The following is an 8055-nucleotide window of genomic DNA, read 5'->3' on the forward strand; positions in this document are numbered from 1 at the left end:
CTGGCACAGAAAACCGGTCGCCTGCGGCGCAACTCGCTGGGTTACTCAGCCGACACCTGCAAAACCCTGATCGGTTTCGGCGCGTCGGCTATCGGCCGTATCGGCGAGGGTTACGTCCAAAACGAGGTTACGCGCGATTCCTACACCCGGCACATCGCAGCCGGCCGTCTGGCGACGTCGAAGGGCTACCGTCTCGCTGACGAAGACCGCGTGCGAGCCGCAATCATCGAGCGGCTAATGTGCGATCTCGAGGCCGATGTGCCGGCAATCTGTTCCGCCCACGGATTTGATCCGATCCGTTTTCTCGATTCAGCTGAAGGCTTGGCGATGCTGGCCGAGGACGGGATAGTGGACATCGAAAAGGGTTTCATTCGCGTGCGGCAGGAGCATCGCTTTGTGGTTCGCTCAGTTGCTGCCGCATTCGATGCTTTTCTAGACCGGGTAGTCCCGTAAGCACGGCGAATCGGCGTGAGCGAAGGCCAAGTCGACGCCGAAGCGGAATTCGACGCCCCATGGCCGAAAGCCTGTCATGAATGCCGCCATTACCTGGCGCTGGTCGAGATTGACCTCGCCGCGGAAGAGCAAACCGCGGCGGAAGCGGCGGGCGAGGTCGGGCTCAAGGAGCGTAATTTCCTCTCCATCGTCGACACGCCCCGAGATGCGGCTGGCGAACCGGTCAAGATCACCCAGCGCGGCGCGGCCACGTCCGGATCGCGTTACCTGGCCGGGCGTTGCCGCATCACACCAGTCGGCGGGGTCACATCCGAGATCCAGCACCGGCTGCTCGGCGCTTTCACGCGCGCACCACGGCGTCAACATGCGCCGGCGACCCATTGCCACCAAGTCAAGGCCTCCGCAACGGTCACTGCCGCGCCGCGTATGGCGAGCTCGAAGGCGGCGGTGAGGCGGGCGACGCCGGCGCATTAGACCAGGACATTCATGATCGCTCATGCGCCTCGGTCGGGATCGGTGCGCCAGGCTCGTCCGCCGGGACGCAGAGATCTGTCGTGCAGGCCATAGGGGACGCGCTTATAATCAGTGCAGGAGAAGTTGACGGCCCAACCATGAGTGAGATGGCCGCCACCGGGGAGGGGCAACCCCATCACTTTATCGCCCCGGCTCAAAAGCGCGCGATAGACAGCCTGATTGCCGGCGAGCCGGAATAAGGCTGGACGTTGGCGTGTTCGCTGCCAAATAGTGTTTTCAAGCGCTCAATGGCGAGGTTCTCAAGCTGATCGACGATACCCTCGGCGTACTTGTTCGGGAAAATCGAACCGGTCGCTTCCAGCACGGCCGAAGAGGCGAAGTTGTCGGAAGCGATCAGTTTGAGCGTGGTCCGCTCGTGCCGCTCCTGCCGTAGAAGCAGTTCGTGAACGCGGCAATCGACTGAGGCCAAGGGAGACCGTCCTTAGGTGTCGGGCTGCGCGATGGCACCGTCGGCGGAGTTGTCCATGACAGTTTCGCTCCCATTGGATTGATCTATTTCACGACAAGCACGCGGGCCCTTTCACCGCGGGTCGTGTATTTTGCAGCTTCTCGAAAACAAACCCTTTGCCTTTGCGCACGCTGTCTTCAAGCGGGCTTGCCTTTGCCAGATGCGCCGCAATCGCGCTGGCCAGCATGCATCCCGTACCGCGCATCGACGTAGCAAGGCGCGGTGTGTCGAAGCGGACTGGTTCGTGATCGCAGCGCAACAGAATATCGGTCGATCGGGGTCCCGATCCATGACCGCCTTTGATCAGAATGGCCTGCGCATCCGCGGCCAGCAGTTCCTGGCCCTGCCTGACTGCGCCGTCCTCGTCGACCGCGTGTTCCGCCCCGATAAGAAGCGCAAGTTCGATGAGATTGGGTGTGACGAGACGGCAAAGCGGCATCAGATTGCGCTTCATGACGGCGATGGCACCTGCTTCCAGCAGCGCCAGGCCTGAGGTCGAGGCGAGCACGGGGTCGAGGATTGCCGGCACCTGCGGATTTTCGCGCAGCACTGCGGCAACGGTAACGATGATCTCGGCCGTTGCGAGCATGCCGATCTTGATGGCCGCCACCTTGTTGGCCTGCAGCGCGGCGCGCATCTGATCGGCCACCAGGCTTGGTGACGAACGACGGATTTCCATGACGGCTTCGTGGGTCTGCACCGTCAGCGCGGTGACGGCGAGGCAGGTTCGCACGCCAATCGAAGAGATCGTCTCGATATCGCGCGCAATTCCGGCACCCCCGCTGGAGTCCGAGCCACCGACGACAAGCACATACGGGTCTCGCTTCAGCGCCATTGATCCGTCTTTTCGATCCATTCCCGCGTGCGCGCTTCGGGGTCGTCGTTCAGGGTGATGTCGGTCACCACTGCTGCGCTGTCCGCGCCAGCCGCAAAGACGCCATCGAGCCGTTCCGGGTTGAGGCCGCCAATGGCGACCAATGGAATCGGAGCAACGCATGCCCGCCATTCGGCGATCCGTTCGAGCCCTTGCGGCGTCCATTTCATCTTCTTCAGGATGGTCGGGTAGATGGGGCCGAGCGCGATGTAGTCGGGCTCGGCGGCCATGGCCGTCTCCAGTTCGAGATGATCATGGGTGCTCAGTCCGAGCCTGGTGCCGGCTGCCCGAATCCGCGAACGATCGGCGGTCTGCAAATCCTCCTGGCCGAGATGCACGAAGTCGCAGCCTTCCTCGATCGCTAGCCGCCAATGATCGTTGACGATGAGCTGGCACCGGTGTCGAGCACACAAGGCCTTCGCCTTGCGGATTTCGGTGCGCAACCCGGCCTGATCCATGGTCTTGATGCGGAGCTGAACCAGCTTGACGCCGAGTGGCACCAGCCGCTCGATCCAGGCAGCGCTGTCGACGATCAGGTAGAAGGGATCGAGCTTCATGAAAAAACTGCCCTGCCGATCGTCGGTGTCGACGGCACGGCGACGTCGCGCGGTTCGAGCATTCCCGAACTGAAAGCTTCACGGCCGGCCTCGACCGCCTTGCCGAACGCACGCGCCATGCCGACCGGATCGGCCGCCCTGGCGACCGCCGTGTTCAGGAGCACGGCGTCAAAGCCGAGTTCCATGACGGTTGCCGCGTGCGACGGTCGTCCGAGCCCCGCATCTACAATCAGCGGGACGCCAGGGAAATGTCCGCGCATCGAGCGCAGCGCCATGATGTTGACCGGCCCAAGCGCGGAACCGATCGGTGCGCACCACGGCATCAAGACGTTGCAGCCTGCCTCCAGCAGCCGCTCGGCGACAACAAGGTCGTCGGTGGTGTAGGGAAGTACCGCAAAACCGTCCTCGCACAGGATGCGGGCGGCTTCGACCAGACCGAACACATCTGGTTGTAGCGTGTCGTGGTTGCCGATCACTTCGAGCTTGATCCAGTTGGTACCGAAGACTTCGCGCGCCATTTTCGCGGTCGTGACCGCTTCCTGGACGGAGTGGCAGCCGGCGGTGTTGGGCAGGATTCTGACGCCGAGCGATCGGATCAACGACCAGAATTTTTCGCCAGCCCTGCCGCCCGCCATTTCACGGCGCAACGAGACGGTCACCACCGACGTGCCCGAGGCCTTGACCGCATCTGCAAGGATGGCAGGCGAAGGATGTTGAGCCGTGCCGAGAAGCAGCCGGGAGGCAAGCGTCGTCCCGAAAAGTTCGAACATGCTAGCCTCCCTGCATGGGCGAGAGGATTTCGATCCGGTCGCCGTCGCTCAACTGGAACTCCGCCCGCCCGGCTTTGTGCACGAGGTCGCTATTGACGGCCGTTGCCAGCCAATCGCCCTCATAGTCGAGCGCGGCAAGCAGCTCCGCCAGCGTGGTGGCGGCAACCTCATGCGCTTCGCCGTTGACCATCAGCTTCATGAGTAAGTTCCTTGGTTCCGTCTTGATTGAAAACCAGGTCGGCCGCCTGGCGCGCCATGGCGGGGGCGAGGAGAAAACCATGGCGATAGAGCCCGTTGATCGCGACGGTGCTTCCACATGCCTCGACACGCGGCAGGTTGTCGGGAAAGGCCGGACGGACGCCGGCGCCGGTCTCAATGATGCCAGCCTCACCGAAGGCCGGATGGAGAGCATAGGCCGCGCCCAAAAGCTCCATCATCGAACGCGCCGTGACCGGTCCTGTGGACTGGCTTTCGATCATCGTCGCGCCAACCATGAAACGGTGGTCGGTGCGCGGTACCACATAGAGCGGAAAGCGCGGATGTAGCAGCCGGACCGGGCGCGACAGCGAAATGTCCGGCGTGCGCAGGATCAGCATCTCGCCGCGAACGCCGCGCAGCCCGTCGTCTTCTGCCGCCATCCCCGTGCAATCGATCCGGCGATCGAAGCCGGAAACATGCCGGGCGTGGGTGCCGAAGCGGAACTCGACACCCATGGCTGCGAGCCTGTCATGAAGTGCCACCATCGCCTGACGCGGGTCGAGATGAGCCTCATCGGGGAAGAGCAATCCGCGCCGGAAGCGGCCGGCGAGGTCGGTTTCCAGGAGCGCAATTTCGTCCTCATTGACACGCCGATGGCCCGACGTGCGACTTGCGAACCGGTCAAGCTCGCCCGCATCGCGCGGTGCAGCAACAACCAGCGTTCCGGCCCGTGTCACCTGACCCGGCAGCACCGCATCCCACCAGCCGGCGGCGTCGCGTCCGAGATCCAGCACTGGCTGCTCAGCGCTTTCACGCTCGCACCATGGCGCCAGCATGCCGCCGGCGAACCACGATGCGTTGCCACCGATGCCATGCCGGGTCTCGGCGACTGTGACCGTCGCGCCGCGGGCGGCGAGCTCGAAGGCGGCGGTGAGGCCGGCGACGCCGGCCCCTTTGACCAGCACTCTCATGACGGTTCCGGCGCCTCTGGCATGAGCGGTGCGTCGGTCTCGCCAACTGGCATGTAGAGATCGCCGCCCTCGCGGTATTTCGCCGCCATCGCCGCCATGCCCTCCTTTTGGGCCTCGGCGCGGATGTCGTGAGAAATGCGCATGGAGCAGAATTTCGGCCCGCACATCGAGCAGAAATGCGCCAGCTTGTGGGCCTCCTTGGGCAAGGTCTGGTCGTGGAAGGACCGCGCCGTTTCGGGATCAAGCGACAAGTTGAACTGGTCCTCCCAGCGGAACTCGAAGCGTGCGCGGGAAAGGGCATCATCCCTGGCTTTCGCTGCCGGATGGCCCTTCGCCAGGTCGGCGGCATGGGCGGCTATCCTGTAGGTGATCACGCCAATCTTGACGTCGTTGCGATCGGGAAGGCCGAGATGCTCCTTGGGCGTGACGTAGCAGAGCATGGCGGTGCCGAACCAGCCGATCATGGCGGCACCGATGCCTGAGGTGATATGGTCATAGCCCGGCGCGATGTCGGTCGTCAGCGGTCCAAGCGTATAGAACGGCGCCTCGCCGCAGACGGCGAGCTGCTTGTCCATGTTCTCCTTGATCTTGTGCATCGGCACGTGGCCGGGCCCCTCGATCATCACCTGGCAATCTTTCGCCCAGGCGATCTGTGTCAATTCGCCGAGCGTTTCCAGCTCGGCGAATTGCGCCGCGTCGTTGGCATCGGCAATCGAGCCGGGACGAAGGCCGTCGCCGAGTGAAAACGACACGTCATAGGCACGACAGATGTCGCAGATTTCCGCGAAATGCTCGTAGAGAAAACTCTCCCGGTGATGGTGCAGGCACCATTTGGCCATGATCGAGCCGCCGCGAGAGACGATGCCCGTGACCCGGTCGACGGTCAGCGGGATATAGTGCAGCCGCACGCCGGCGTGGATCGTAAAATAGTCGACTCCCTGTTCGGCCTGCTCGATCAGGGTGTCGCGATACACCTCCCAGGTCAGGTCCTCGGCGATGCCGCCGACCTTTTCCAGCGCCTGGTAAAGCGGCACCGTGCCAATCGGCACCGGCGCATTGCGTACGATCCATTCGCGGATGTTGTGGATGTTGCGGCCCGTCGACAGGTCCATCACCGTGTCGGCGCCCCAGCGGATCGCCCAGACCATTTTTTCGACCTCTTCGGCCATCGACGAGGTGACCGCCGAGTTGCCGATATTGGCGTTGATCTTCACCAGGAAATTGCGACCGATGATCATCGGCTCGCTCTCGGGATGGTTGATGTTTGCCGGAATTATGGCCCGTCCACGCGCCACCTCATCGCGCACGAATTCCGGGGTGACGAAGTCGGGGATCACCGCGCCGAAGGCTTCGCCGTCGCGGGGCAGCTTGCCGCGGGCGATCTCGCGGCCGAGGTTCTCGCGGATGGCGACGAACTCCATCTCGGGCGTGATGATGCCGGCGCGCGCATAGGCAAGCTGGGTCACCGCCTTGCCTGCCTTGGCCCTGAGTGGCCGGTTGCGAGCAGGAAATTCCGGCGTCAGGCGCTCGCCCGTCGCAAAGCCATTGTCTTCCGGCTGCACATGGCGGCCGTCATAGGCCTCGACGTCACCTCGCGCCGTAATCCATTCGTGGCGAAGCCGTGCGAGGCCCTTTTCGATGCTGGTTTCGACAGTCGGGTCTGTATAGGGGCCGGACGGATCGTAGACGGTGACGGGCGGTTCGCCGGCCGTTGGATGGACGGAGATTTCGCGCATAGGCACCCTGATCTGCGGGTGGATGGCACCGGGCTTGTGGATTTTTCGTGAGGCGGGCAGCGGTCCCGTCGACACGGCGGGGGTGAGGGCATTCATCGTGAGGCTCCTTTGCTCATGCATTGGAGACCCAGTTCTGTGCCGGAAGGATGAAAAGACGCTTTGGCCGCCCTGCTTGCGACAGGCCTCGGGCGTAAACTCCCGCAAAGCGCTTGCACCGTCCCTACGCCAGTATGAACTGGATCAGGTTCAACGGGTCACTGCGCCGCGAAAGCCAGCAGTATCTCAGCCCCTTGCCGGGACTCCCCTGGTGAATGCCCTAGGTTGAACGGGCTTGCGCTAGCTTGTCAAGCGGCTTCGGGCCGCGGCGACGATCTGCGGCCCGTCAGACCCGGGAGGAAGGCTCGTGCATGTGTCGGGCGCACGCCCAGGAGACCAGGCAGGGATAAGGGGATCGCCGAACCGTCGGACTAAAGATCGATCCTTATGATGATCACGCCTTCAATCGGCACCAAAGTTTTGCGCGTAGATCGCCTCGATCCGCCCTGCCTCGTCATTGGTCAGCGCGCCGAATTCCTTTTCGCGGGCCGTTCGACAGGTGGCCACCATTTGGTGAAGGAAACGGGAGGGCAGATTGGCCAGCCACTCGGGCATGTCGATCAAGTCGTCAACCTGCTGCCGGAATTGAGCTGCAGAAAGGCGGTTTCTTAAGGAAGGTCCCGTTCGAAAGGATTGCTACTACCACGCTGTCACGGAACGCTCGTCGAAAACATCGCCAAGCTGCCCAAGGCCACTGCTGTGACTTGATGGAGCATGCCGTTAGCGACGGGCGGTGATCTCTTTGGCCTCCGCTCATGCCGATTTGCTGTGCTTACGGGACTACCCGGTCTAGAAAAGCATCGAATGCGGCAGCAACTGAGCGAACCACAAAGCGATGCTCCTGCCGCACGCGAATGAAACCCTTTTCGATGTCCAATATCCCGTCCTCGGCCAGCATCGCCAAGTCTGAATCGAGAAAACGGATCGGATCAGATCCGTGGGCGGCACAGATTGCCGGCACATCCGCCTCGAGATCGCACATTAATCGCTCGATGATTGTGGCTCGCACGCGGTCTTCGTCGGTGAGACGGTAGCCCTTTGACGTCGCCAGACGGCCAGCAGCCGAGTGTAAGAATCCCGTGTAACCTCGTTCTGGACGTACCCCTCGCCGACGCGGCCGTAGCTGACGCGCCGAAACCGATCAGGGTTTTGCAGGTGTCTGCCGAGTACCCCAGCGAGTTACGCCGCAGGCGACCGGTTTTCTGTGCCAGCGCGAGCTCGTCGTCCGGCAAGGCGAAATGGTCGAGCCCGATCTCTCGGTACCCGGCGGCAACCAGCGTCTCGGCCACGGCCGCAGCCTGTTCGGCGCGGGCAGCGCTATCCGGCAGTGCTGTCTCCTCGATCTGGCGCTGATTCTTGATAAGTGACGGAATGTGCGCATAGCCGAATACCGCAAGCCGGTTGGGGCGCATGGCGAC

General features: G+C 63.0%; 8 protein-coding genes, 3 pseudogenes and 1 riboswitch. Of the genes and pseudogenes, 2 read left to right on the plus strand and 9 right to left on the minus strand.

Annotated elements, in window-relative coordinates; genetic code table 11:
• Both DH10_RS00150 and DH10_RS00155 read left to right on the plus strand, forming a co-directional pair.
• Window positions 1–453 (plus strand): annotated as a pseudogene (locus tag DH10_RS00150) (coproporphyrinogen III oxidase); the annotation flags it as partial.
• 15 nt (window positions 454–468) lie between these two features.
• A complete protein-coding gene (locus tag DH10_RS00155) occupies window positions 469–927 on the plus strand; it encodes a hypothetical protein (RefSeq protein WP_192384010.1) in 459 nt (152 codons plus the stop codon).
• Between the two features lie 71 nt (window positions 928–998).
• Here DH10_RS00155 and glyA read toward each other — a convergent pair.
• The 9 genes and pseudogenes from glyA to DH10_RS00200 all read right to left on the minus strand — a co-directional run.
• A pseudogene (glyA, locus tag DH10_RS36465) lies at window positions 999–1396 on the minus strand (serine hydroxymethyltransferase); the annotation flags it as partial.
• An 88-nt stretch (window positions 1397–1484) separates the two neighbouring features.
• Complete coding sequence (locus DH10_RS00165; RefSeq protein ID WP_192248455.1) at window positions 1485–2270, minus strand: hydroxymethylpyrimidine/phosphomethylpyrimidine kinase; 786 nt, start codon at window positions 2268–2270, stop codon at window positions 1485–1487.
• Window positions 2261–2866, minus strand: a complete 606-nt coding sequence (locus DH10_RS00170) for a thiamine phosphate synthase (protein ID WP_192248452.1) — start codon at window positions 2864–2866, stop codon at window positions 2261–2263. The genes DH10_RS00165 and DH10_RS00170 overlap by 10 nt, the downstream gene beginning before the upstream one ends.
• Entirely contained in the window at window positions 2863–3636 is a 774-nt protein-coding gene (locus tag DH10_RS00175; protein ID WP_192384011.1) for a thiazole synthase, read from the minus strand. Before DH10_RS00175 ends, DH10_RS00170 begins: the two co-directional genes overlap by 4 nt.
• 1 nt (window position 3637) lies before the next feature.
• The gene (gene thiS / locus DH10_RS00180; protein ID WP_192248446.1) at window positions 3638–3835 is read right to left on the minus strand and encodes a sulfur carrier protein ThiS; all 198 of its coding nucleotides are present in this window, start codon (window positions 3833–3835) and stop codon (window positions 3638–3640) included.
• Window positions 3804–4805: a glycine oxidase ThiO gene (gene thiO / locus DH10_RS00185; RefSeq protein WP_192248443.1), complete on the minus strand. Its 1002-nt coding sequence runs from the start codon at window positions 4803–4805 to the stop codon at window positions 3804–3806. Before thiO ends, thiS begins: the two co-directional genes overlap by 32 nt.
• Entirely contained in the window at window positions 4802–6637 is a 1836-nt protein-coding gene (thiC, locus tag DH10_RS00190; protein WP_192384012.1) for a phosphomethylpyrimidine synthase ThiC, read from the minus strand. The genes thiO and thiC overlap by 4 nt, the downstream gene beginning before the upstream one ends.
• A gap of 103 nt (window positions 6638–6740) precedes the next feature.
• A riboswitch (TPP riboswitch) is annotated at window positions 6741–6857 on the minus strand.
• A gap of 182 nt (window positions 6858–7039) precedes the next feature.
• Window positions 7040–7201: a hypothetical protein gene (locus tag DH10_RS00195; RefSeq protein ID WP_192384013.1), complete on the minus strand. Its 162-nt coding sequence runs from the start codon at window positions 7199–7201 to the stop codon at window positions 7040–7042.
• A gap of 189 nt (window positions 7202–7390) precedes the next feature.
• Window positions 7391–8055, minus strand: a pseudogene (locus DH10_RS00200) (oxygen-independent coproporphyrinogen III oxidase); the annotation flags it as partial.

This window comes from Mesorhizobium silamurunense (assembly GCF_014843825.1).
Taxonomy (GTDB): Bacteria; Pseudomonadota; Alphaproteobacteria; order Rhizobiales; family Rhizobiaceae; genus Mesorhizobium; species Mesorhizobium silamurunense.